This is a genomic window from Cytobacillus firmus DS1 (assembly GCF_000565285.1).
Taxonomy (GTDB): Bacteria; Bacillota; Bacilli; order Bacillales; family Cytobacillaceae; genus Cytobacillus; species Cytobacillus firmus_A.
Genome location: NZ_APVL01000017.1, coordinates 1 through 20,840 on the forward strand (window position 1 = coordinate 1; position 20,840 = coordinate 20,840).

Annotated in this window: 20 protein-coding genes, 1 pseudogene and 1 riboswitch; of the genes and pseudogenes, 15 read left to right on the plus strand and 6 right to left on the minus strand. The window is 43.2% G+C overall.

The features are described 5' to 3' along the window. Positions 1 to 598: 598 nt before the first annotated feature. The 3 genes from PBF_RS18945 to PBF_RS18955 all read left to right on the plus strand — a co-directional run bounded on the left by PBF_RS18945 (position 599) and on the right by PBF_RS18955 (position 4,779). Complete coding sequence (locus tag PBF_RS18945) at positions 599 to 1,693, plus strand: HD-GYP domain-containing protein (protein ID WP_035331945.1); 1,095 nt, start codon at positions 599 to 601, stop codon at positions 1,691 to 1,693. A gap of 118 nt (positions 1,694 to 1,811) precedes the next feature. Beyond that, positions 1,812 to 2,558, plus strand: a complete 747-nt coding sequence (gene yunB / locus PBF_RS18950; protein ID WP_035331947.1) for a sporulation protein YunB — start codon at positions 1,812 to 1,814, stop codon at positions 2,556 to 2,558. Positions 2,559 to 2,622: 64 nt separating this feature from the next. Next, positions 2,623 to 2,829, plus strand: a riboswitch (Lysine riboswitch). Between the two features lie 372 nt (positions 2,830 to 3,201). Next, a complete protein-coding gene (locus PBF_RS18955) occupies positions 3,202 to 4,779 on the plus strand; it encodes a Na+/H+ antiporter NhaC family protein (RefSeq protein ID WP_035331949.1) in 1,578 nt (525 codons plus the stop codon). Positions 4,780 to 4,870: 91 nt separating this feature from the next. Here the strand turns inward: PBF_RS18955 and PBF_RS18960 are convergent, their stop codons facing one another. Further along, the gene (locus tag PBF_RS18960; protein WP_035331950.1) at positions 4,871 to 5,737 is read right to left on the minus strand and encodes a YsnF/AvaK domain-containing protein; all 867 of its coding nucleotides are present in this window, start codon (positions 5,735 to 5,737) and stop codon (positions 4,871 to 4,873) included. Positions 5,738 to 6,202: 465 nt separating this feature from the next. On the opposite strand from PBF_RS18960, the gene PBF_RS18965 reads away from it, so the two are divergent. Together PBF_RS18965 and PBF_RS25555 are read left to right on the plus strand one after the other, a co-directional pair. After that, positions 6,203 to 7,714, plus strand: coding sequence for a sodium-dependent transporter (locus tag PBF_RS18965; RefSeq protein ID WP_035331952.1), 1,512 nt, complete (start codon positions 6,203 to 6,205; stop codon positions 7,712 to 7,714). Continuing rightward, on the plus strand, positions 7,714 to 7,821 hold the full coding sequence (locus tag PBF_RS25555) for a methionine/alanine import family NSS transporter small subunit (protein WP_019382719.1): 108 nt from the start codon (positions 7,714 to 7,716) through the stop codon (positions 7,819 to 7,821). Before PBF_RS18965 ends, PBF_RS25555 begins: the two co-directional genes overlap by 1 nt. Positions 7,822 to 7,868: 47 nt before the next feature. Here the strand turns inward: PBF_RS25555 and PBF_RS18970 are convergent, their stop codons facing one another. Continuing rightward, positions 7,869 to 8,861: a M23 family metallopeptidase gene (locus tag PBF_RS18970; RefSeq protein ID WP_035331953.1), complete on the minus strand. Its 993-nt coding sequence runs from the start codon at positions 8,859 to 8,861 to the stop codon at positions 7,869 to 7,871. A 313-nt stretch (positions 8,862 to 9,174) separates the two neighbouring features. On the opposite strand from PBF_RS18970, the pseudogene lipA reads away from it, so the two are divergent. Beyond that, a pseudogene (gene lipA, locus PBF_RS18975) lies at positions 9,175 to 10,095 on the plus strand (lipoyl synthase); the annotation flags it as partial. Between the two features lie 70 nt (positions 10,096 to 10,165). Here the strand turns inward: lipA and PBF_RS18980 are convergent. Next, a complete protein-coding gene (locus PBF_RS18980) occupies positions 10,166 to 10,852 on the minus strand; it encodes a YhcN/YlaJ family sporulation lipoprotein (protein ID WP_035331957.1) in 687 nt (228 codons plus the stop codon). Positions 10,853 to 11,019: 167 nt separating this feature from the next. Between PBF_RS18980 and PBF_RS18985 the strand changes: the two genes are divergently transcribed. Then, positions 11,020 to 11,295 (plus strand): YutD family protein, encoded by a 276-nt coding sequence (locus PBF_RS18985; protein WP_035331959.1) that lies wholly within the window; start codon positions 11,020 to 11,022, stop codon positions 11,293 to 11,295. Between the two features lie 84 nt (positions 11,296 to 11,379). On the opposite strand, the gene PBF_RS18990 is transcribed toward PBF_RS18985, so the two are convergent. Both PBF_RS18990 and PBF_RS18995 read right to left on the minus strand, forming a co-directional pair. After that, positions 11,380 to 11,667, minus strand: a complete 288-nt coding sequence (locus PBF_RS18990; protein ID WP_035331961.1) for a hypothetical protein — start codon at positions 11,665 to 11,667, stop codon at positions 11,380 to 11,382. Positions 11,668 to 11,769: 102 nt separating this feature from the next. After that, positions 11,770 to 12,036 carry a DUF3055 domain-containing protein gene (locus tag PBF_RS18995; RefSeq protein WP_035331963.1) on the minus strand — a complete coding sequence of 89 codons (267 nt, stop codon included), beginning with the start codon at positions 12,034 to 12,036 and terminating at the stop codon, positions 11,770 to 11,772. 378 nt (positions 12,037 to 12,414) lie between these two features. Here PBF_RS18995 and hepT point away from each other — a divergent pair, with 378 nt between their 5' ends. The 3 genes from hepT (at position 12,415) to PBF_RS19010 (ending at position 14,486) form a co-directional block, all read left to right on the plus strand. Next, positions 12,415 to 12,855, plus strand: a complete 441-nt coding sequence (gene hepT, locus PBF_RS19000; RefSeq protein ID WP_035331965.1) for a type VII toxin-antitoxin system HepT family RNase toxin — start codon at positions 12,415 to 12,417, stop codon at positions 12,853 to 12,855. Between the two features lie 71 nt (positions 12,856 to 12,926). Next, positions 12,927 to 13,553 carry a helix-turn-helix transcriptional regulator gene (locus PBF_RS19005; protein WP_035331966.1) on the plus strand — a complete coding sequence of 209 codons (627 nt, stop codon included), beginning with the start codon at positions 12,927 to 12,929 and terminating at the stop codon, positions 13,551 to 13,553. A 165-nt stretch (positions 13,554 to 13,718) separates the two neighbouring features. Then, on the plus strand, positions 13,719 to 14,486 hold the full coding sequence (locus PBF_RS19010) for a TIGR01457 family HAD-type hydrolase (RefSeq protein ID WP_035332066.1): 768 nt from the start codon (positions 13,719 to 13,721) through the stop codon (positions 14,484 to 14,486). 32 nt (positions 14,487 to 14,518) lie between these two features. Here the strand turns inward: PBF_RS19010 and PBF_RS19015 are convergent, their stop codons facing one another. Continuing rightward, positions 14,519 to 15,022, minus strand: a complete 504-nt coding sequence (locus PBF_RS19015; RefSeq protein ID WP_035331967.1) for a phosphatidylglycerophosphatase A family protein — start codon at positions 15,020 to 15,022, stop codon at positions 14,519 to 14,521. Positions 15,023 to 15,278: 256 nt separating this feature from the next. Here PBF_RS19015 and yutH point away from each other — a divergent pair, with 256 nt between their 5' ends. The 5 genes from yutH (at position 15,279) to thrB (ending at position 20,815) form a co-directional block, all read left to right on the plus strand. Further along, positions 15,279 to 16,286, plus strand: coding sequence for a spore coat putative kinase YutH (gene yutH, locus PBF_RS19020; protein WP_035331968.1), 1,008 nt, complete (start codon positions 15,279 to 15,281; stop codon positions 16,284 to 16,286). Positions 16,287 to 16,358: 72 nt separating this feature from the next. Then, positions 16,359 to 17,321, plus strand: coding sequence for a 2-hydroxyacid dehydrogenase (locus PBF_RS19025; protein WP_035331969.1), 963 nt, complete (start codon positions 16,359 to 16,361; stop codon positions 17,319 to 17,321). A gap of 205 nt (positions 17,322 to 17,526) precedes the next feature. Next, positions 17,527 to 18,825, plus strand: coding sequence for a homoserine dehydrogenase (locus tag PBF_RS19030; protein WP_035331970.1), 1,299 nt, complete (start codon positions 17,527 to 17,529; stop codon positions 18,823 to 18,825). Next, positions 18,822 to 19,883, plus strand: a complete 1,062-nt coding sequence (gene thrC, locus PBF_RS19035; RefSeq protein WP_035331971.1) for a threonine synthase — start codon at positions 18,822 to 18,824, stop codon at positions 19,881 to 19,883. The genes PBF_RS19030 and thrC overlap by 4 nt, the downstream gene beginning before the upstream one ends. Further along, complete coding sequence (gene thrB / locus PBF_RS19040) at positions 19,880 to 20,815, plus strand: homoserine kinase (RefSeq protein WP_035331972.1); 936 nt, start codon at positions 19,880 to 19,882, stop codon at positions 20,813 to 20,815. The genes thrC and thrB overlap by 4 nt, the downstream gene beginning before the upstream one ends. Positions 20,816 to 20,840 lie beyond the last annotated feature (25 nt).

The window sequence follows — 20,840 nt, forward strand, 5'->3', positions numbered from 1 at the left end:
TTAAAAGATAAGAAAGTATAAAATTTTGAACGTCGATAACTGTTTAGCGCAAGCAGCCTGCCCCCTCGAGGTCACAAGCTTGGCTTGTTTCGGCTCCTAGGGACGAAAGACTAGCCAATCCCTTCCAGAAGGAAAGAACACCTTCTTGCAGGGCTCGTCTTATGCTTGTCGTCCCTGTGCAGTCGCCTCCACATTTCGGACAATCCTCCCAAAAAGGCAAAGAACGCCGTTCCGGGAGGCTCGTCTTGTGCTTGAGGCCCCCAGGACCAGGAAGGCTTCGTCAGCATAATCATCGCACGACCAAAAGCAAAAGCTTTTGGGAGGATGGGGGGCATGCAGACGTTGCCACAGGACGTGGCGTTCTTAGTCTGCGTTCATTCGTGGGCAAGGCGCTTGCGCTTTTCTTAATGCATGAACAGCTCCGCACATTAATTTTACTATCCGCAAGTACAACCGGGTTATTTGCACATATATCTTTCTATCCGGAAATATATCATAAACTCACTCTCAAGCTGGAAATTTTGTCGTATAATGTAAATAAAACCAAATAATGCCCGAAATATAAAGTAGCACCGAAAAAAGGATATGGGAGATACATATGAGATTAGCAGCAACCAATACAATTGAGACTGGCAGTGTTTTGGCCAAAGCTATATATAATGACAAGGGTCAGGTCCTTTTGCATGAAGGTGTGGAGCTGGCTGATAAATTAATATATAAACTGCAGGAAATGGGTATTACCTATGTGTACATCAAGGATGTGCGCACTGAGGATATTCAATATAAGAACCCGCTGACTCCCAAAATGCGCAAACAGGCTATCGAAACCATAGAAACCGTTCTGAAAGAAGTAGAAGCAAATAAAGAGTTATCAGGCTCTCTGGTAATTGAGAATGCCTCAAAGCGGCTCTCAGGGCTGATTCGTCAGCTAATCAGTGAAATAAGGGGAAATAAAGAGCTGCTTACGATCCTATCAGATGTGTATACATACGATCACTATATTTTCACACACTCCCTGAATGTGACTCTTTATTCACTGGCAATCGGGATGAAGCTTCAGCTCCTGCCGAAGGAACTTGAAATTCTGGGGCTTGGCGCTATTCTTCATGATGTCGGAAAGATGAAGGTGCCTGCAGATATTCTTTTGAAACCGGGTAAATTGACAGCGGAAGAATTTGAATCAATTAAGAAGCATCCGGAAGATGGATTTAATATATTAAGAAAAGTAGAGACGATCCCTCTCCTTGTTGCACATTGTGCCTTTCAGCATCATGAGCGATTGAATGGTTCAGGCTATCCGCGCGGCCTCCAGGGGAACGAGATTCATGATTTCGGCAAGATTATTGCGATTGCCGATGTGTTTGATGCAGTAACATCCAACCGCATTTACAGGCAGGCTATGCTCCCGCATGAAGGCCTGGAAGTTCTGTATGCTGGGGCCGGAAAATTATTTGATAAGAAAGTTATTGAAGTTTTCCGTCAGGCGGTTGCCGTGTATCCAGTTGGTGTTACAGTCGAGCTGAATGATGGAAGAAAAGGCGTTGTCTGCCGGCAGAACACGGGTCTTAGCGACAGGCCAGTCATCCGCATACTTGAAGAAAAGGGCAGGAATGTTGAGCCATATGAAGCAGACTTAAGGCTTGAATTGAATTCTGTTATTACAGGCTGTGATACGACTTTAGTACAACAATAATGTGAAACTTCAATCAGTGGGGTCTTACTGCCCGTTAGAGTGCGATAAACTATTTTGGATTTTTGAGCCTAGTTCCCTCCTTTACAGCATACATATAGCTGTAAAGGGGGGATTTGTTTTGGCAAAATTTCGCGGCCGGCTGCCCCGGAAAGGTCCTCTTCCATTTCGCTATGTATTTCTTTTGACCTTTATATTTTTCGTTATCTCAACTGCTGCCGGCCTATGGATTATCAATGAAGGGCTTAAGCCCACACTCATGAGCTATGCCGATTCACAGACAAGGAAAATCGCATCATTGGTGATAAACAATGCGATTAATAAAAAAATTACCAATGTGATGGATTTGGAGGATATGTTTGAAGCAAGCGAGAGCGGAGTTGTCAGCATAAACGTAGAAAAGCTGAACAGAGTCAAAGCGGAAGTAACCGAACTGGTCCAGGATAATATTAAGAAAGCGGAAAAGGGCGATTTGGACGCATTGGAGTCCTTTACAGACGTGGAAATCAATACGGAGCAAATGCAGCACTCAAATGGAATTGTCTATTACGTACCGCTTGGCCAGGCAACCAATAATGCTCTCCTCGGTAACCTGGGTCCCCGTATACCGGTGAAGTTTAATGCAGTCGGGTCTGTTACCTCCAATTTTATAACTGAAACAAAGGATCACGGTATAAATAATGTGGAAGTGAAGGTACTGGTACGCCTGGATGTGCAGGTTCAAATTATCATTCCTTTTGCCACCAAAATTATTACAGTACAGGAGGATGTGCTGGCCGCTTATGGCATTTACCCGGGAAAGGTCCCGCAATTTTACAATGGCGGAGGGGGTACCTCGCCATCAATAGAAATACCGGCCGGCCAATAATGCTTGCAAATAGATTAGTATTTTGATAAAATTCTACTATAATTTCATAAAACCTTATCATATCCGATGGGGTAGAGGTGCAGGATTCAAGAGTAAGCTGTGTGAGGATGACAACGACGACCGCAGCCGAAAGGGAATGCTGCCGAAGCAAGATTAGTGAGTCAGAACTATTTTTGCTGGGGTTACTTTGAATAGGAGTAACACTGTCATTATGAGGGGAAAGTATGAATATACTTTTTGAAAGCCTTCATAATGGGGAGCTACAGATCGTGATGGAGAAACTAATTACTTCAAAAGAGTAATGATAGATTTTTCTCTATCGTTACTCTTTTTTTATTTTGGTTTTTGTCATCATCCTTGTTGTTTCCCCTACGAAAAGCGGAAGGCGCCCGCTTATAAAGGAACGCAGACTAAAACCGCCACGTCCTGTGGCAATGTCTGCATGACCCGCATCCTCCCAAAAGCTGCCGCTTTCGGTCGTGCGATGTTTATGCTATCGAAGCATTCCTTTTCCTGCGGGCCTCAAGCATAAGCCAATCCGTCAAGAAGGTTGTTTTTTAACCTTCTTGACGGATTGGCTTAGACCCGAGAGCCGATGGCGCCTGTAGCTGGACACCATTCAAATTTCAGAGGAGGACAAGAAATGACTAACACGATTTTCTCCCTGCTGCCGCCTTTGGTAGCAATCGCTATGGTTATCCTGACCAGGCGCGTATTGCTGTCACTGGGAGTGGGGATCGTAACAGCCGCACTATTGCTGGCTGAATTCAGCATCACAGAAACTTTCAGCATCATTTGGGATGCTGTAAAAGGAATTTTTGTTTCAGACGGAGAGCTGAACACCTGGAATGTATATATTATTCTATTCTTGCTTGTATTAGGAGTTATTACTGCATTTATATCTATTTCAGGCGGAAGCCGCGCTTTTGGAGAATGGGCGATGAAGCGGGTCAAAACCCGTGCAGGTGCACAGATTGTCGGAGCTGTTTTAGGTATTATCATTTTCATTGACGATTATTTCAATGCTCTGGCAGTCGGTCAGATTTCTCGTCCAATTACAGACCGCCAGCGAGTTTCCCGTGCGAAACTTGCCTATTTGATTGATTCCACTTCAGCACCGGTTTGTGTGGTTTCACCGGTTTCAAGCTGGGGAGCATACATTATTGCTCTGATCGGGACAATCCTTGCTGCACATAATGTTACCGAGTATTCAGCTTTCTCGGCATTTATTCAAATGATACCCATGAATCTTTATGTATGGGCTACTCTTGCTATTGTATTTATTGTGGCGTTAAGAGGCATAGAGATTGGGCCAATGAAAGTTCATGAGAAGCGGGCAGTTGAAGAGGGGCTTGTAATGGATCCCGAGAAACCGGCTCCAGGAGAATTGAAGGATGACCTTCCTACAAGTTCAAAAGGATCTGTCGGTGATCTTGTCTGGCCGATTATAGCACTTGTAATTGGTACAGTGGGCTCAATGTTTTGGACGGGTTCACAGGCGGTTGAAGGAAATGCGACCGTTTTACAAATATTTGAGAACACGGATGTCTCGAAATCCCTAATCCTTGGTGGCCTGGTGGGTCTATTGGTTTCGCTGGGTTTATTCTTCCGTCAGGCGTTCTCCTTGAAAGGCGTTAATCCAAATGTTTTTGGAAAAGGAGTATGGGAAGGCATTAAATCCATGCTTCCGGCTGTTTATATCCTGCTGTTTGCCTGGGCGATTGTTGATTTAATCGGCCGTCTGGAAACTGGAAAGTATTTAGCTGGTCTTGTAGAAAGCTCAAATATGAGCACATCATGGCTTCCGTTCTTACTTTTCGTCATAGCGGGAATTATGGCATTCAGCACCGGAACTTCATGGGGATCTTTCGGCATCCTGCTTCCGATAGCAGGAGACATCGCTGCTGCAACAGATATTTCTCTGTTATTGCCGGCTATGTCTGCTGTCCTTGCCGGTGCGGTATTCGGCGACCATTGTTCACCTATTTCCGATACAACGATCCTTTCCTCAACAGGGGCAGGCTGTAACCATATAGACCATGTGATGACTCAGCTTCCATATGCCTTAATTTCAGCGGGAATCGCTGCTGTTGGTTATCTTATTATCGGATTTACCGGCAGCATTGTTATCGCCTTACTTACAGTGGCTGTTCTTGTAGCCGCATTTGCTTTCCTTGGCGGTGGCAAGAAAGAAGCCTGGCAGGAAAACAGGGCAAGTTAAAAACTATAAAAAAAGGCTTTCTCTTTGAGAGAAGGCCTTTTTTGGTGCTTTTCATCATAAATAAAAGGGTTCACAGGGGGAACCCTTTTATTTATAGGTTATTATTTTTTCTATTTAAGTCTTCATTTTTTGTAATGTGTTCACGGCCGGCCTCAAAATGTACTTCTTCTTTCTTGAGATTTTCCTTGACCTGCTGTGTTTCCTGAACTTCCCGTTTGCCTACGACAATCTCTTCGGTGACAACAGGTTTTTTAGAGACTTCTAAACGCTCTTCTGTAACAGGAATCCTGATTGTTTCATCTTCTGAAATAGGTGAGACACCTGTTCCATCCGCATCATCCACTTTTCTTCTTTCTATATACACTTCTTCATGCTCAACCGGTACATCTACTGTTTTTTGTTCTTCCACAACGTCTTTATGGATTTCAACTTCTCCGGCTTGAACACGTTCTTTTGACACATCCAGCTGTTCTTCCCGCAGTTTTAATGATTGCCCATCATCTGCTGCTGAATTTCTTAACTCATCATACCCGTCAGTGTAAGTGCTGTCCGTTTGGGCTTCGGCAGTTCCTGCACCGGTATAGCCGGTTGCAGTATCAATTCTATCACTGTATAAAATGATTTTCCCCTCGTTCACATACGTTTCATACTTGAGGGCTTCATCATCTGACATTCCCAGTTCTCTGAACTTATCACCTGCAGAGCCGCTGCTCATTCGGTCATCCTCAAACCAGGATGCCAGACTATTTAAGAAACCGGCACTTTCACTGCTGTCTCTATTCTTAGTCTCGAAGGTCTCTGTATGAACACCGGTTTTATCTTCAAGAGATGTATCCAGATGTTCTGTCTGCGCAATGATCGAAAGCTCCTGAACAGGGTAACCGTTATTTTGAAGTTCTTCAATGGCATTTACTGCTTCCCTTTGTGAATTATAAACACCGATAATATTGGTATCCATTCGTAAAAACCTCCTAAGAATTTCATTTATGCTATTTTTGGAAATTTTTAAGCACACTGGTTATATTCCCGGGGTCACAAAGACCAAACGAGGTTAATTTTGGAATCGGCTTAAAATTATTTTGACTTATCTGAACATGAAACGAAAGTTTTTAAGATTCAGGAATAAATTTTACAAAGGGGGTGAGGGCAAAGAATTAATTGGTCAGTTTTGGTAAAATAACACTAGGCGGGATGAAATCCAAATGGAAATTAAAATAGGAATATATTAATTTTCATAAACGCTTTACTCTGGTATCGTATTAAAATTAATTATTTCAAAAAATATTACTATTAGGAAAATAATGTTTTGACATAATATCAAAAACTAGCTATACTAGGCTTAGTTAGATTTAATTATCTGAAAATATAAAAAGTTCCCATTGTTCTTTTTAATTGGGAATATCTACAGGGGGTATAAGAGACTATGGATAATCGTCCGCAGTGGGGTACAAGGGCAGGCTTTATTTTAGCTGCTGTAGGGTCGGCCGTTGGCTTGGGAAATATTTGGCGATTCCCGGCAGTGGCCTATGAAAATGGAGGAGGAGCGTTCTTCTTTCCATACTTATTTGCATTATTAACGGCGGGAATTCCTTTGCTGGTCATGGAGTTTACGATCGGCCATAAATACCGGGGATCTGCACCGCTTTCTTATGCAAGATTGAGCAAAAAATACGAGTGGCTTGGCTGGTGGCAGGTTGCCGTATCATTTGTCATTTCAACTTATTATGCCGTAATTATTGCTTGGGCTATGTCATTTGCTGGTTTTTCATTCAGCTTAAAATGGGGAGATGATCCAGAAGGTTTCTTATTTGGAAGCTACCTTAACTTAGCTGAAGCTCCTGGTCAGGTTGGGTCAATCGTTCCAGGTGTATTCATTCCATTGGTCATTACATGGGTTATCACATTGGGTGTTCTATTCAAAGGAGTTAAGAAAGGTATTGAGATTGCGAACAAAATTTTTATTCCTGCACTTGTAATTTTATTCTTTATTATTGTTGTTCGCGCATTAACATTGGAAGGCGCTGCACAGGGACTTGATGCATTCTTCAAGCCTGACTGGAGCCAGATTGCAAGCCCGAAAGTATGGGTTGCAGCCTATGGGCAAATTTTCTTCAGTCTATCCATTGCTTTCGCCATCATGGTAACATACTCAAGTTACCTTCCTAAAAAGACGGATATTACTAATAATGCCTTTATTACCGGTTTTGCTAACTCAGGTTTTGAGCTGCTGGCAGGTATCGGAGTATTCGCTGCGCTTGGATTTATGGCTAACCAAGCCGGGGTTCCGGTCAGTGAAGTCGTTTCGGCAGGCGTTGGTTTGGCGTTTGTTGTATTCCCGCAGATTATTAATGAATTTCCTGCCTTAAATGGTTTATTCGGATCTTTGTTCTTTATCTGTCTAGTGCTTGCGGGATTATCTTCATTAATCTCTATCGTTGAGACATTTGTTGCTGGAGTACAGGACAAATTCAGGGTATCCCGTACAAAAGCAGTTTTATTTGGCGGTGGATTATCCGCAGTTATCTCAATATTATTTGCCACTCAGGGCGGTTTATACTTCCTTGATGCAGCAGATTATTTCATCAACCAATTCGGTGTAGCACTTGCCGGCCTGGTTGAGGTGGTCATTGTAGCTTGGGTGCTTAAAGAACTTAAAAACCTTCAAAACCATGCGGACAGCATGTCTGATATCCGCCTGGGCGGCTGGTGGAGAGTTTGCTTAGGCTTTATTACTCCAATTGTTCTGGGCTACATGATGGTTCAGAATATCATAACAAACATTAAGGATAATTATGAAGGCTACCCGACCAGCTTCCTGTTATATTCAGGCTGGGGTGTTGCAATAGGAGCCATCATTCTGGGCTTTGTCTTCATGGCAATCAAATGGCAGAAAAATACGCTGGAAATCCCTGAAAAGAAGGAGGTATCTCAATAATGTCCGGTGGCGCAATTACAATGATGGTGGTTGGGATGCTTATTATCTGGGGCGGTCTTGCAGCAAGTATCATGAATGCCGTATCTAAAGCTAAAAAAGCTAAATAAATGAAATTAAGGACTGTCCGTTTAAAAGGGCAGTCCTTTATTTATATTTATTTTTTCCTTGCTTTAATCCGATCCTGTCTTTCCCATAACCTTAAGTGTGGATATGGATCATAAGACCACTCAGTATAGCCATTGTCTTTGTAGATGCCATAATGGAGATGTGGCGGGAATTTGCCTGATGTACCCGGAGGCCCATATCCGGAGCTTCCTACTCCGCCTATCATCATGCCGGGCTCAACGATTTGCCCAACCCTGAGGTCCTTTGCAAACCCGCTTAAGTGAGCAAAATAATGGTAATTGTTATTAATATCACGGATGCCAATTCTCCATCCTCCATATTTGTTCCAGCCCTTCATTTCCACTATTCCATAAGAGGTTGCACGGACTGGTACCCCGTAATCAGCAAAAATATCGGTTCCCTCATGAATCCTTCTTCCGCCCCAGCCCCTTGCGTCACCCCATGTATTTCGATAGCTGTAATTACTCCTCAAGGGTACAGGGAAGGCATGGTCATCGAGATCAAGGCGGCCGAGCTGTTTGTAAATTTGGGCTTTGCCGATGATAATGCCAACGGTTTTATCGCGCTTATAATAATTCCACAATCCAATTTTTAAATTATCATGATCTGTACCATAGGAGAGAAGGAAATTTGCAAAGGAATGAAGAACATCTTCATCACTTTTCAAGCTGGCTTTACCGTCCCCGTCCCCGTCAAATCCTATTCCATTGAAAAATTGAATGGATGCAGGGTTTTCATCAGAAGGATCTGGATTCAAAATTCCCGCCCATTCTTCAGGTTTGAAATAGATTCCTGTAATGCCTTCAGCTTTGGGAATGTCCCTTCTTGACTGCCGGACATTCCTTTCATACTGGTCAATCCCCGCAAGGTAATACCAGGGAATGTTCGTAACAGCCTCAACTCTTTTATATAAGGCCATTCTTTGTTTATATATATCAGCTGCATTTTCTTGAGCACTGACTGTACATAAGGAAATCAGAAAAAACGATAAGACAGCAGCAGCGGTAAATATAATCCGCACGGAAATCCTCCCTTCTGTGATGGTCTGCTTATATAGTTTGTGATGAATGGATAATTTAATAAATATCAATTAATGGTAATACCAGAATCTTCGGCTTGTCCTCTTCAATTCATTATGATAAAGTGGCATCAGGTGAAGCCTAATCAGCTTAGTCGGAATGTTTAAGACTGGCTTTTTTAATGGGCAGGAATGTATAAATTCTGAAGTCAGAAAACTGTCTAGCTCAAGCAGCATAACCCCTTTGAAGTTTTTGCAGGGGCGGACAAGGGCGCTTGCGCTTTTCTTTACGTCTAGCTTCAGACTAAGGAGTGGGAAAATGAGCAAGAAAGAAGAGTATTTACGCAAGCCGGAATGGCTGAAAATAAAGTTGAACACAAATGAAAATTATACTGGCCTAAAAAAAATGATGAGGGAAAAGAACCTGCACACTGTATGTGAAGAAGCTAAGTGCCCCAATATTCATGAATGCTGGGCAGTAAGAAGAACTGCTACGTTTATGATTCTTGGCGATGTTTGTACGCGTGCCTGCCGTTTCTGTGCCGTCAAAACGGGCCTGCCGACTGAATTGGATCTTCAGGAGCCGGAACGCGTGGCTGATTCCGTGGCTCTTATGAACTTAAAACATGCTGTTGTAACAGCCGTAGCAAGAGATGATCTAAAGGACGGAGGTGCTGCTGTATTCGCAGAAACAGTACGTGCCATCAGAAGAAAAAGTCCGTTCACTACGATTGAAGTATTGCCTTCCGACATGGGCGGTGTTTATGAAAACCTTAAAACACTTATGGATGCCCGTCCCGATATACTTAATCATAACATTGAAACTGTTGAGCGTTTGACTCCAAGAGTAAGAGCACGTGCGAAATATAAGCGTTCTCTTGAATTTTTAAAGCGTGCTAAAGAAATGCAGCCGGATATCCCTACAAAATCCAGCCTGATGATCGGGCTTGGTGAAACGAAAGAGGAAATCATTGCGGTAATGGATGATCTGCGTGCTCATGATGTTGACATTATGACAATAGGGCAGTACCTGCAGCCATCCAAGAAACATATTAAAGTGCTGAAATATTATTCGCCTGAAGAATTCCAGGAGCTGAAGGACATTGCAATGAGCAAAGGATTCAGCCATTGTGAAGCAGGTCCTCTTGTCAGATCTTCCTACCATGCTGATGAGCAGGTAAATGCAGCAGCTAAACAAAAGCAGATTTTGGGAGAAAAGGAAATTCAGCAAGCATAAAGTAAAGAGGTCCAGCGACATCGCTGGACTCTCTTTTTTTTGCAGTATAGGAAGAGTCCCCCTCAAAAGGTTAACGATTCCCAGCTCTTCTGGCAGCTTCTCCAAGGTCATCTTTATCCATGTCATCGTTTCTTTCGCCTTGCATTTCACCGTTTTCATTTTCACTTTCGCTCATTTTTTCTCCTTGAGGAGATTTAAGCATTTGTTTGATTAATTGGTTGATGCCATTTTCAGCATTACGTCCGTCTGAATCAACTGTTGCATAGTTTTCAACATTTTTCCTTAACGATGTGTCATCACTCACATAGACATGATACCACCTCGGAACCACTGACATGGCCATCTTCTTAACCTGATCAGCTGTCTGGCTGCGATTTTTTGTATCAGTGTTGTATACAATGAGGACCTCTTCGTCTGTCACAAGAGTTGAAATATCATCCACATTCGGAATTTCTGTGCAGTATTTGCCGATAATATCAGCAACCTGTTCACGGTCAATGGCAGCATAGTGGTCCGCTGAAACATTGTCTCCCATAATTGGGCTTTTTTGGTGACGTACATATCCGAAGTCTTCACCGATATTGTTTCTGCCGTTTCTTCCGTTGCCCATATTTCTATTGTATAATTCAGCACGCTGGTCATTTACATTTATGGTGTGACCAGTTTCTTCATAGATATCTTCTTTTGCTGCATTATTTTGGCAGGCAGTCAGTGCAGCCATGCTGCTGATGCCAAGAATGATTAGTGATTTCTTCACTATAAACACCCCCTCATTTATAGAATTGCCACGGCTGAATTTTTTTCTCTTAGTAATTGATGGTGAATAAGTTATAATTTAAATAAGACAAATTATTGGTTTGTTTTCTTATCATGTTATTTCCAATATAATACTGTTACATATGCTCTTAAAATGAGGTGAAAAAATTGGTTTGCATTAATAATATCTGTTATGAATTGATCGAGGAAGAACGGAATGGTTTTAATGAGGAAGCATTTCGGGGGAGATACAGCGAAATTTTATCCAGATATGACTATATTGTCGGGGACTGGGGATATGGACAGCTTCGTCTCCGCGGTTTTTTCGATGATCAGAGCCAGAAGGCTTCATTTGATACAAAAATCAGCACACTTACAGAATACCTTTACGAGTTCTGTAATTTTGGCTGTGCCTATTTTGTTGTGAAAAAAGTTAAGAGCTAAAAAGGGCAGGGGAAACCCGGCCCTTTTATAAAAAATTCAATTGCTGCCCATGGTATCCATGTGAATAGTGCGTATGCGCTTTGCTTAAGTCTCTGTGTATGGCGGTTCTTCGTTTTTATCTGGGTCGTCATGCGGAGGGTGCGCCCCTGGCATTTGCCGCGGCAAGTTTTGGTGAAGGGACTTGAACTCATAGTTAAAGGCGCTGTAATAGCGCTGGCCCTCTCGCCATGGAGTGCTTTTATTCTCTACCGGTTCATCCGCATTTCTGGGAGCGCCATACGCACCTTCAGGCAAGTCCTCGGGAATAAGGAAATTCCTTTGTGTTTCCACATTTGAGAAATCGGTGTATGTGCGTCTTTCTTTATCGTCCATGCCTTCACTCCTTAAGAAGTTATATGAAGCAGGGTCTTTAAAGAAGAAAAAGAAGAACCCACCAAAATAGGTTCCCCTTTAGTATCTGTTTATTATCGTATATTAAACGATTTCCATCAGAAATGATTTAAGGTCCTCAGCATCTTCCTCAGAAAGCTGAAATACATGCTCAAGATAGCCTTCTTCCTTTAAGTCATCTTCTCCAATGATGGCAAAGCGGCTTCCCTGGATATCAAGGACCAATTGTTTGCCGTAATAGCGATCAGAACGAACGATAGCTAAATCAAATCGCTGGTTTTCCCCCATAAAGCTGACAAATCTGGTTTTTGTATCTTCAAGATCATCATATAAGAAAAAGCGTTCTGCCAAATATAACACTCCTTAGTTGTTTTATCGCAGTCTAACGGGCAGTAAGCCCCCCTTTCAGACTCAGAGGAATCAAAGGAGGATAAGTGGGAATCAAACTGCCCGTAAAGGCCCGATTGGTTCAACTAACAATCAGTGGGGGATGAGGAAAACCCCCACTGATTGAAGTTTCACTTTATATACCGATTATAGCATGTCCTATTAAGGTTTATCCCCCCAGAGCTGAAATAACTCATTGTGATCCCATTGAAGGTATTGGAAACTTTATATACAATATAGAGGTATAGAGAACTTTAGGATTTCGGGTAGCTGTGGATGACACGGATGCAGGCGGATTCTTTAATCAGAAGCCTGAAATCTTCATAGGAGGAACGAAGCGTTATGTATTTCGTAGACAGGGAAAAGATTGAAGACACACTCAGTTATCTGGGACAGCAAATCTCCCTTTTTGAAGAAGTGAAAGAGTGGACATCCCCTATTGAAAAGGCAGCATTGGAACGGATTGCCCAAATTATGATCGAAGCGATTCTTGATATTGGGAATACGATGATAGACGGTTTTATTATGAGGGATCCAGGCAGCTACGATGATATCGTGGATATTCTTGACGATGAAAAAGTAATCAGCAAAGAAATGAGCGAGAGCTTTAAACAATTCATTACATATCGTAAAATGCTCGTCCAAAACTACACAGATGTCAATCATGAAGGGCTAAAAGCAGCGATAAGCAGACATATGCCCATGATTAAAGAGTTTCCGGGCCGGGTCAGAGAGTATTTGATCAATGAGCTCGGACCAGTTTCTGCATTTAAGCCTCAATAAGGATCGGAGAAGTCCGATCTTTTTCTCTATGGCAGATTAGTCTTAAATAAAGAGAAGGGCTGGTGAATCTCATGCATATTGGAGAAAACTCCACAAGAGATATGATTCTGAGGTTAATCAAAACAGAGGGAAAACAATCCATACTGGAAATGGCCCAGAAGTTAGGAATATCCGAAATGGCCGTCAGAAAGCATATTCAGGTCCTTGAAAAGGGTGGATTTATAATATCCTCAATCCAGAGGCAAACAAAAGGGCGCCCTTCCAAGCTTTATCAGCTAACAGCAAAAGGAGAAGATCTGTTTCCGAAAAAATACAAGCAGCTAAGTGTTGAATTATTAACTGAACTAAAAAGCATGGGACAGGGGCATTTAATTACTGAGTTGTTTTCCAGGAGGAAAAGCCGCCTCATACAGCAGTATGAGTTTCAGACAGCGGGGAAATCTTTCTCCGAAAAGCTTCAAATTCTGGAGGAACTCCTGCTTTTTGAAGGCTTTATGCCGGAAGTTCGTATTGAGGAAGGTCAGGTTCATCTCAAAGAATTCAATTGCCCATATATGGAAACGGCAGAAGAATTTAAACAAATCTGCAGATCTGAAAAGGAATTTATCAAGGATTTCCTTTCTGCAGATAAAGTTGATGTCAAATCCTGCATGGCTGCCGGTGATGGATGCTGTCATTATATAATAGATCAAGATTAAGCACGGGCTCCTGTTCAAGGAGTTTTTTTTTCGGGAATTACTGCATCACCTGCAATCGTGAAAAATTGCACAATTCACCGCATTCCTTTAAGATAGCTTTTATGGGCGATAGCTCAATTGAAAAATAGGGATATTAAAAGCATAAATCATTTGGGAGTGATGGCTGTGAAAAAATATAAAGGATATTTAATCGATTTAGATGGCACCATGTATCGCGGGACTGAGCTGATCAGTGAGGCAGCTGATTTTGTTAATAAGCTGCGGGAATTGGATTTGCCATATTTGTTTGTGACGAATAATTCCTCTAGAACACCAGCCCAGGTGGCGGAAAAGCTTGTGAAGTTTGGAATCCCTGCCGAAGAGGCTCAGGTTTTTACAACGAGCATGGCCACCGCTAACTACATATATGAACAGCAAAAAGATGCTTCTGTATATGTGATCGGAGAGGAAGGAATACGGGAAGCGCTGGCTGAAAAGGGGCTAAGCTTTGCTGAGGAGCATGCAGACTTCGTTGTGGCAGGGATTGACCGCTCAATTAACTATGAAAAGCTATCCATCGCCTGTCTGGCTGTCCGGAATGGAGCAGTATTCATTTCCACAAATGGTGACATTGCCATTCCAACAGAAAGAGGTTTGCTGCCGGGTAATGGGTCACTAACCTCTGTCATCACAGTATCGACACAAACACAGCCTGTATTTATTGGAAAGCCGGAATCGATTATCATGGAGCAGGCTTTAAAGGTGCTGGGAACAGCTAAGGAAGAAACCCTGATGGTTGGAGATAACTATGATACGGATATTTTAGCAGGAATGAATGCAGGTATGGACACCTTGCTTGTCCATACGGGTGTAACAACGAAGGAATTATTAAAGGGCTATGAGAGACAGCCGGACTTTGTACTCGAATCATTAGCGGATTGGGATTTCAAATAGAAAAAGGATGGAGAAAACTCTCCATCCTTTTTCTATTCCACATTTTCAGCACTATGTGCAAGCCTGCTCGAAGCGGCTGCGGCGATAGCTCCTACAATATCATCAAGAAAGGTATGGCATCTGCCTGAACTCTTATCGTTCAGATCCTTCAGAATGCCCGGCTTCAATTTATCGATATACCCGAAATTAGTAAATCCGATGGAACCATACACGTTTACAATGGATAAGGCCAATACTTCATCCGCACCGTATAATCCTTCATCTGTAGCGATAATCGATTGCAGCGGCTCCAGGAGTTTCTTTTCCTCGGCCAGCATATCAAGCTGTATTCCTGTCAAAATGGCATTTTGCACTTCTCTTTTTGATAAGACACGCTCAACATTATGAATGCAATCCTTCATCTGCAAATCGGGGTGATATTTCTCCTGAAGGAAGAACACCAAATCGGCTATATCCTGTATTTCAACCCCTCTTTCATGTAGCCATTTACGTGCTGTCTGCTCTGTAAGATTAACTGCTTTTTTTTCTTCATTCATTGGCTTCACCTTTTCTGGTTAATAAATGATTGCGGTAAGTACATCAGGTCTTTAGTGACCTGTGCAGTTCACTTTTAGATTCTTTCCACTATGTATATACCCTTTTTTTATCAAATATGCCCACTGCCGCTGAAACGGAAAAAATTCATTTTCTATATCATTTCCATGGTACACAGTCTTATCCAAGAAAACAACAAGTTTTAAAGTATTCTATCATATATATTCCTTAAGGATCTCTACAAAATGAGGTGGTTTAATGTTTAGAAAGCTTTTGAAAGAACAATTTGGCATAGAAGCAGAAGATACAATCAGAATCGGAAAATATGACGCGTGCCGTAAGCAGGGCTATCTATATTTGCTTGTGCCTGCGGGACATACAGATGAAGAAGAGCTTGATGAGCTGGACCGAATGGCAGAACATCTTTCCAATAACGGAGATAGAAATATAAGCACTTTTTTGAAAACGAAGGAAGGCAAGCAGTCCATTGACTGGAATGATAGCCGCTTTTGCATTTTAGTTAATCGGCATACCCTGAGCAGGAAGCAGAGTCAGTTTGGCCGGAAGCTGGCAAAGTTCCATTACAGAGGCAGGAGCATTTCTTTTCCTGTGAAAAAAACGAGCCGAATCGGGCAATGGAAACAGCTTTGGGAACAGAGGCTTGACCAAATGGAAAAGGTGTGGAATGAGATGCTTTTCCAGAAACCCGAAAATGATTTTGAGAGAATGTTTTTAGAGTCGTTTCCATACTATATGGGTCTTGCTGAAAACTCAATACAGTATCTTGTGGATACAGAGCTTGATGATGAACCCGGAATGGCAGACAGTGGAACTGTTTGTCATATTAGACTGACATCTGCCACCTGGGGAGACAGTTATTATATGAAAAATCCATTTGATTGGGTATTTGACCACCCGTCGAGAGATTTGGCGGAATGGACACGGGAAAAATACTTCTATAATATCAAAACGTATCAGCCGGAACTCCGCCAATTTTTATCGGAATATCAAAGTGTAGGAGGATTATCCTCTTTTTCATGGCGGTTATACTACGCCCGTCTATTGTTTCCCCTCCATTATTTTGAAACAGTAGAAAATTATTATGGCGCCGATTCTGAACAGCAGAAGCTGGTGCTTCAGGAGCGTCTGCAGAAGTATCTCTGGCAGTCTGATGACCATGAGCGTTTTCTGGGCGTTTTTTTTGAATTTGCCGAAGTTCCGATCAAAAAACTAAGGATTCCTCTGGTGAATTGGATTAAGAGCTGAAAAAAGGCAGGGAATTCCCTCCTTCTTAGCGAAAGGAAAAGTAAGCTGAGAATGTGAAAAGGGGATATTTCAATGAAACCATATGTTTTTATCAGCAGGAAGCTGCCTGAAGATGTTATCGCCATTTTAAAAGAAAAATACATTGTTGAAATGTGGGATCGGGAAGATGTGCCTGTTCCTTACGATGTATTTCTGCAAGAAGCCGGAAAGGCAGATGCCCTTCTAACCATGCTGTCAGAGCCGGTAAATGAGGAAGTTCTGAAAGCGGGGGAGAAGCTGAAGATCGTTGCCAATATGGCTGTCGGCTATGATAATGTGGACGTTGAAACAGCAAAAAGGCTCGGAATTACAGTTACCAATACGCCAGAGGTATTAAATGATTCAACCGCCGACTTGACATTTGCACTTGTGCTTGCTGCTGCCCGCAGAATGGTGGAGGCTGCGGAGTTTGTGAAGAAAGGCGATTGGAAGAGCTGGAGCCCGCTGCTTTTGGCAGGTCAGGATGTGCATCATAAAACAATCGGGATTGTAGGAATGGGGAATATCGGAAAAACAGTGGCAAAGCGTGCCGCAGGATTTGATATGGAAATCCTATATCACAATCGCTCGAGAAAGCCGGATGCAGAACAGGAACTGGGAGCTCAATATGTAAGCTTTGATGAGCTGCTCGAACGGTCAGATTTTGTTGTCTGTCTGACGCCTTTGACAGAAGAAACAAGAAATTTATTTAACCGGAACGCATTCCGGATGATGAAAGACAAGGCTGTTTTTGTGAATGCCTCCAGAGGACCGGTTGTAAATGAACATGATTTATATGAAGCGCTGAAGTCAGGAGAGATTGCAGCGGCAGGATTGGATGTTTTTGCGGAGGAGCCAATTGGCGAAGATCACCCTCTGCTGGAGCTGAAAAATGTGGTGGCCATGCCTCATATCGGAAGTGCAAGCATAGAAACGCGCTATAGGATGATGCAGCTGTGTGTAGAAAACATCGATCTTGTTCTTTCAGAAAAGAAACCGAAGACACCGGTCATATAGAAGTGATGAAGGCATCCAAGCAGGGTGCCTTTATTGATGGAAAAAAATTTTTAAAAAATTTAAACGCAATAAAACAGCATGTTAAGCGCTTCCACTTACTATTTTCGGAAAATTGCCTATTGTAAAAATCCCGCTTGCCCCCTATAATGTCTACTATACAAATACAAATGTACTCGCATAGTGAACACTTTAAGGGGGAGCTAGGGTGGAATCAATCTCAATCGGTTTATTAGGGTTAGGAACAGTTGGATCAGGTGTCGTGCAAATCATTGAGAAACATCAGGATAAGCTTATGCACCAGGTTGGCTGTCCGGTTGTTGTGAAGAAAGTTCTTGTTAAAGATGTAAATAAAGACAGAGCCGTTAAAGTGGACAGGAATTTGCTGACGCTTAATCCTGAAGACATTTTAAATGATGATGATATAGATGTAGTGATTGAAGTAATGGGCGGCATAGAAGAAACCAGAAACCACTTAAAGAAGGCTTTGGATAATGGCAAGCATGTGGTGACGGCAAATAAAGATCTGATGGCGGTTTATGGTCCTGAATTGCTGGCTGCTGCTGCTCAAAACGGGTGTGATCTCTTTTATGAGGCAAGTGTTGCCGGCGGCATTCCCATTTTAAGAGGGCTGGTAGATGGTTTGGCTTCTGATAGAATTACAAAAATGATGGGAATTGTGAATGGGACAACGAACTTTATTTTGACAAAAATGAGCAAGAATGGGAGCGCATATGAGGACGTTCTTAAAGAAGCTCAGGAGCTGGGATATGCGGAAAGCGATCCGACTGCAGATGTGGAGGGACTTGATGCAGCAAGAAAAATGGCGATCCTGTCTACACTGGGTTTTTCCATGAATATTGACCTTGATGATGTAAAGGTTAAAGGCATTACAGATATTACAGAAGAAGACCTGCAGTACGGCAGGCAGCTTGGGTACATCATGAAGCTGATCGGGATTGCCCATCGGGAAGGGGAGAAGGTGGAAGTAAGTGTCCAGCCGACTTTGCTGTCCGAGTCTCATCCGCTTGCATCGGTTCAGGATGAATACAATGCAGTATATGTTTACGGTGAAGCGGTAGGGGAAACGATGTTCTACGGGCCTGGGGCAGGCAGTCTGCCTACAGCTACAGCTGTGGTATCGGACCTTGTCGGGGTCATGAAAAATATGCGTCTTGGCGTCAATGGAAAAAGCGCGGCAGTTCCTCAATATGATAAGAAATTAAAAGATGCAGATGAAATTTATTCGAAGTACTTCTTAAGATTGCATGTAAAAGATGAAGTAGGGACATTTGCCAACATCACATCCATTTTTTCTGAGCATCATGTCAGCTTCGAGAAAATCCTGCAGCTTCCTTTAAAGGAAAAAGGGCTTGCTGAGATTGTGCTGGTTACCCACCAGGCATCCCTTCAGGATTATGAGGATATTTTAGTAAGTTTAAGAGATTTGCCGGCAGTCCAATCAATCAAAAGTTCGTATCGTGTGGAAGGGAGCGCCAGAGTATGAGATGGGAAGGCCTCATAAAAACATATAAAGACTATTTGCCAGTTAGTGAAAATACACCAATGCTTACTTTAAACGAGGGCAATACTCCCCTGATCAGGCTGGATAAGCTCTCAAGGGACTGGGGCATTGACCTCTATGTGAAAACGGAAGGAGCAAATCCTACAGGGTCATTTAAAGACAGAGGCATGGTTATGGCTGTAGCAAAGGCAAAAGAAGAAGGAAGTGACGCCATCATCTGTGCCTCCACAGGCAATACCTCAGCGGCTGCGGCTGCATATGCAGCAAGGGCCGGCATGAGATGTGTAGTTGTCATCCCTGAAGGGAAAATCGCCATGGGGAAGCTTGCACAGGCTGTTATGTATGGAGCGGAAGTCGTATCAATTGAAGGGAATTTTGACCAGGCGCTTGCAATGGTGCGGAAGATAAGCGAAACAGAACCTATTACTCTCGTAAACTCGGTTAATCCATATCGTCTTGAAGGCCAGAAGACAGCGGCCTTTGAAATCTGCGACCAGCTTGGAGGCGCACCGGATATCCTTGCCCTGCCAGTGGGCAATGCCGGCAATATTTCTGCCTATTGGAAAGGGTTTAAAGAATACAATGAAGCGCGCGGCACTGGCCTTCCAAGAATGCACGGAGTACAAGCTGAAGGTGCAGCGGCCATTGTCCACAACCGTGTGTTTGAAAGTCCTGAAACGATTGCAACAGCCATCCGAATCGGAAATCCTGCGAGCTGGCACTTAGCCAATGCAGCATTGTCAGAATCAAATGGAAAAATTGATGAAGTCAGCGACGAAGAGATCCTGTGCATGTACCGTAAACTAGCTTCAACTGAAGGCATTTTTGCTGAGCCAGCTTCATGTGCTTCGCTTGCGGGGGTATATAAACAGCTGCGCAATGGGGAGATTCCACATAAAACAAAAGTGGTGGCTATCCTGACTGGGAACGGATTGAAGGATCCAAATACGGCCATAGATTGCAGCCCTGTTAAGCCTGTTTTGCTGCCAAATGATGAAAAAGCAGTTGCGGACCATATCAAGGGAGCCGTTCACATATGAGCGAAGGTGAAATGGTTGTCATTAAAGTTCCCGGCAGCACGGCAAATCTCGGTCCAGGCTTCGACTCGATTGGCCTTGCCTTAAATTTATATTTGACGCTTGAAGCCGAGAAGGCAGACAAGTTTGAAATGATTCCTTTATCAGAGCCGCTAAGCATCTACCCATCTGATGAATCCAATTTTATTTTTCAGGTTGCAATGGATACCGCGAAGAAGTATGGTAGAGAGCTTCCGGGATGCAAAGTCCGCATTTCGAGCGATATCCCTCTCACACGGGGACTTGGGTCAAGTGCTGCAGCCATTGTAGCGGGAATCGAATTGGCTGATGTGCTTTGCGGACTCCAGCTGACACAGTACGAGAAGCTTGAACTGTCATCAAGAATGGAGGGCCATCCTGATAACGCAGGAGCTTCCCTTCTTGGAGGCCTCGTTATTGGCTGTCTGTCAGAGGAAGATGTATCTGTTCAGAGTATTAAAAGTATAGAATTCGATGTTATAGCAGTGGTCCCGAAAGAAGAGCTCCTCACAAAGGAATCCAGAGGCGTTCTTCCTTCAGAATGGTCCTTCAGGGAAGCTGTCCAGGCTGGGGCAGTCGGCAATGTCATGGTAGCAGCCTTGCTTAGCGGGAATTTCTCCCTGGCAGGCAAGATGATGAGTGGGGATCTATTCCATCACCCTTACCGAAAGAAAATGGTTCCGCATTTGGAAGTCATTGAAAAAGCTGCACCAGGGCTCGGAGCATTTGGAGTTGCCTTAAGCGGTGCCGGGCCGGCAGTTCTCTGCCTGGCTGAGACAGGATGTGCTCGCGCGGTGGCAGAAGGGCTTCAGAGGCTGCTCCCGGACATGGAAATTCTGCCCCTGAAAATTGATCAGGAAGGCTGCACGGTTTTAAAAAAAAGCTTAGCTGAGCTGGAGATAGGCCATACAATATAAAAAAAGCGATGTCATGCAGACATCG

Excerpts from the sequence above, each read along its gene's own strand:
- PBF_RS18945 (WP_035331945.1), top strand. The coding sequence starts at position 599 with ATGAGATTAGCAGCAACCAATACAATTGAGACTGGCAGTGTTTTGGCC.
- PBF_RS18955 (WP_035331949.1), top strand. The coding sequence starts at position 3,202 with ATGACTAACACGATTTTCTCCCTGCTGCCGCCTTTGGTAGCAATCGCT.
- PBF_RS18960 (WP_035331950.1), bottom strand. The coding sequence starts at position 5,737 with ATGGATACCAATATTATCGGTGTTTATAATTCACAAAGGGAAGCAGTA.
- PBF_RS18965 (WP_035331952.1), top strand. The coding sequence starts at position 6,203 with ATGGATAATCGTCCGCAGTGGGGTACAAGGGCAGGCTTTATTTTAGCT.
- PBF_RS25555 (WP_019382719.1), top strand. The coding sequence starts at position 7,714 with ATGTCCGGTGGCGCAATTACAATGATGGTGGTTGGGATGCTTATTATC.
- PBF_RS18990 (WP_035331961.1), bottom strand. The coding sequence starts at position 11,667 with ATGGACGATAAAGAAAGACGCACATACACCGATTTCTCAAATGTGGAA.
- hepT (WP_035331965.1), top strand. The coding sequence starts at position 12,415 with ATGTATTTCGTAGACAGGGAAAAGATTGAAGACACACTCAGTTATCTG.
- PBF_RS19005 (WP_035331966.1), top strand. The coding sequence starts at position 12,927 with ATGCATATTGGAGAAAACTCCACAAGAGATATGATTCTGAGGTTAATC.
- PBF_RS19015 (WP_035331967.1), bottom strand. The coding sequence starts at position 15,022 with ATGAATGAAGAAAAAAAAGCAGTTAATCTTACAGAGCAGACAGCACGT.
- yutH (WP_035331968.1), top strand. The coding sequence starts at position 15,279 with ATGTTTAGAAAGCTTTTGAAAGAACAATTTGGCATAGAAGCAGAAGAT.
- PBF_RS19025 (WP_035331969.1), top strand. The coding sequence starts at position 16,359 with ATGAAACCATATGTTTTTATCAGCAGGAAGCTGCCTGAAGATGTTATC.
- thrC (WP_035331971.1), top strand. The coding sequence starts at position 18,822 with ATGAGATGGGAAGGCCTCATAAAAACATATAAAGACTATTTGCCAGTT.
- thrB (WP_035331972.1), top strand. The coding sequence starts at position 19,880 with ATGAGCGAAGGTGAAATGGTTGTCATTAAAGTTCCCGGCAGCACGGCA.